Here is a 2,846-nt window from a genome sequence, read left to right on the forward strand (position 1 = left end):
GCTATGGACTTCGCCACTTTGGTAGATTTAGAGTACGTATTCTACTTTTGAGCAAAAAGAATGGCACCAACCATAACTATGATTGGTGCCAAAGAAGACTCGTAGGGTGAATACCCCAACATTTGACAGAGAGCCTTAATTTAAATAAAAAGGGGTTACAATACAGGTTATTCCTGTATTGTAACCCCTTCTTCGCCATCTAAATCAGTTACAGCAACCCGTACACTTTCAAGATGTGAAGTAGGAATATTTTTACCTACATAATCTGCTCGTATTGGTAATTCTCGATGACCACGATCTACGAGAACTGCCAACTGAATAGATTTAGGTCTACCAGATGTCATCAATGCATTTAATGCTGCACGAATGGTGCGCCCTGTGTAAAGTACATCATCAACGAGGATAATTGTTTTCTCTGTTGTATCAATCGTACAGGGTTCCCCCTCTTTTTGACGAGCATCACGATCATCACGATACATAGCAACATTGAGTGATTCACATTCAATACGAATACCTTCAATGCGTTCGATTTCGGCCTGCAAACGTTTTGCCAAAATAACACCACGTCGTTCAATGCCTACAATAAGAGCATTAGATAAGCCTTTATTACGTTCTAGGATTTCGTGACTAATACGACGAATCGCGCGCATAATAGCATCTTGATCCATCAATAAGCGTTTCTTTTCCATATATACGCCCTTATAGCACAGAGTTCTCTATGCCCCTTTACAAATATAGTTAGAAGATTATTTAGTAAACCACAATATAAGACAGTTATTTCATTTGCATGTATTTACGTTTGTCTACGGTTGTCTACGTTTCTTTACATTTCGTTGATTTCTTTTCATTTTTTCGCTTATTTACGCTTATCTTCTCGATATGTTTTAGCAAACTCTATACATGCTTTGAAGTCATCTGGAAGAGGCGCCTCAAAATGCATACTTTCACCTGTAATAGGATGTTTTACATCTAAAGATTTAGAGTGCAATGCCTGTCCTTCAATAGGAAAATCCATACGACGGTAACCATAGAACGGATCATTAACAACAGGATGACCTATATGAGCAAAATGTACACGAATTTGATGTGTGCGACCAGTTTCTAAATTACATTCAACCAATGTTTGATGTCCAAATCGTTCAACCACATTAAAATGAGTAACTGCATCCTTACTATTTTCAAAGACAACCGCCATTTTCATACGATCCTTAGGATGTCTTCCAATAGGAGCCTTAATTGTACCCTTTTCTTCTACAATATTACCTTGTACTAATGCTAAATATGTCCGTTTAGCAGAATGCTCCTTTACCTGCTCCGCTAAACCTATATGAGCTGCATCATTCTTAGCCGCCATCATAACACCAGATGTATCCTTATCTAAACGGTGAACAATACCAGGTCTAATCTCACCATTAATACCGGACAAATCCTTACAATGATATAGCAATGCATTAACAAGTGTACCCGAATAATTGCCCACCGCAGGGTGAACAACCATACCACGTTGTTTATTTACAATGATAATATCATGATCTTCATACAATACATCTAAAGGAATATCCTCTGGTTTTACCTCTACAGATTCAGGCTCCGGTATCTCTACACGTACAACAGCATTTGGTGTAAGTCTAAGATTTGCTTTCCCTACCTTAGCACCTACTGTAACGTGACCACCTTTAATTAAACTTTGAATATAACTACGAGACCCTTCCATATGTTCTGTTAAGAATACATCCAGTCTCATACCGTCTTGCTCAGCATTTACAATATATTCGTTCATCCTCTACCTCTCTATGAGTTAAGTATCATATATTAATTAATTATATGTCATAATATATGAATTATTTATCATCATCTTTTAATGTAAATAAATAGTAGACTACTAAAGCTACGCCTACACAGATACCAATATCAGCAACATTAAAAATAGGCCATATACGGAAATCAAAAAAATCTACCACACCATGAATCATGTAACGATCAATGCCATTACCAATAGCACCAGACACTAATAAAGCAGATCCAATCTGTAAAGTCCACGGACCTTTTGATAAGCGCTTCCAATAATATGCACATGCGCCTAGCAAAATAACCGCTACCAGTAAGAAAAACCATCGCTGATTAGCAAGCATACCAAATGCTGCACCGCGATTAATAATATATGTTAAATGAAATACATTGGGTATAACCACTAAAGACTCACCTAACATAAAATGATTCATAATGTAATATTTAGTCCATTGATCTAAGAGTAACCAAAGAATTAGTATAATATAAAACAAGCTGTACTCCCTTATAATAATATATATCTTAATAGTCCTATTATACTAAGTTAAGCAAATTTAGGCAAAATAAAAAGCCCCTCAATGAGGGGCCGTTTAATTTGTGATTACTCAGCGGAAATTACAGATACTGGGCAAACGGATTCGCAAGAACCGCAATCGATGCAAGTATCGTTGATTTCATATTTAGTTTCGCCTTCAGAAATAGCAGAAACTGGGCAAACAGATGCGCAAGAACCACATTTAATGCAACCATCAGCAATAACTCTCATAATTAGGACCTCCATAAAAATATAGATCAGAACTTTTTATTATCATTTAGAAAGGCACTTGCCTCAACTTATGTTCTCATTATCACACAGTTCTTTTTGAAAGTCAAATGAAAATGATAAAAAACTGTATATATTTTTGCATATTACTTTTTCATTTTTAGTATACAAAGCCTATGTTTATAGGTATTTTGATATTACTTTCCATTTAATTAATTGAATATGATATTCAACAAATGAGAATGTTGTAATTATCAATTTTATAAAATCCTAATCATTATAATAGGAATTTAAT

At 35.3% G+C, this 2,846-nt stretch carries 4 protein-coding genes; all 4 read right to left on the reverse strand.

What is annotated here, in order from left to right; all coding sequences use genetic code 11:
- Window positions 1-167: 167 nt before the first annotated feature.
- The gene (gene pyrR, locus EO116_RS08335) at window positions 168-689 is read right to left on the reverse strand and encodes a bifunctional pyr operon transcriptional regulator/uracil phosphoribosyltransferase PyrR (RefSeq protein WP_127161425.1); all 522 of its coding nucleotides are present in this window, start codon (window positions 687-689) and stop codon (window positions 168-170) included.
- A 167-nt stretch (window positions 690-856) separates the two neighbouring features.
- On the reverse strand, window positions 857-1,780 hold the full coding sequence (locus EO116_RS08340; RefSeq protein WP_127161426.1) for an RluA family pseudouridine synthase: 924 nt from the start codon (window positions 1,778-1,780) through the stop codon (window positions 857-859).
- A 61-nt stretch (window positions 1,781-1,841) separates the two neighbouring features.
- A complete protein-coding gene (lspA, locus tag EO116_RS08345; protein ID WP_039969072.1) occupies window positions 1,842-2,282 on the reverse strand; it encodes a signal peptidase II in 441 nt (146 codons plus the stop codon).
- A gap of 107 nt (window positions 2,283-2,389) precedes the next feature.
- A complete protein-coding gene (locus EO116_RS08350; protein ID WP_005386021.1) occupies window positions 2,390-2,554 on the reverse strand; it encodes a DUF362 domain-containing protein in 165 nt (54 codons plus the stop codon).
- Window positions 2,555-2,846 lie beyond the last annotated feature (292 nt).

Source organism: Veillonella sp. VA137 (genome assembly GCF_003992015.1).
Classification (GTDB): Bacteria; Bacillota; Negativicutes; order Veillonellales; family Veillonellaceae; genus F0422.

Bases quoted from the DNA above. Each gene is read 5' to 3' on its own strand.
- pyrR (WP_127161425.1), bottom strand. From the start codon at position 689: ATGGAAAAGAAACGCTTATTGATGGATCAAGATGCTATTATGCGCGCG.
- EO116_RS08340 (WP_127161426.1), bottom strand. From the start codon at position 1,780: ATGAACGAATATATTGTAAATGCTGAGCAAGACGGTATGAGACTGGAT.
- EO116_RS08350 (WP_005386021.1), bottom strand. From the start codon at position 2,554: ATGAGAGTTATTGCTGATGGTTGCATTAAATGTGGTTCTTGCGCATCT.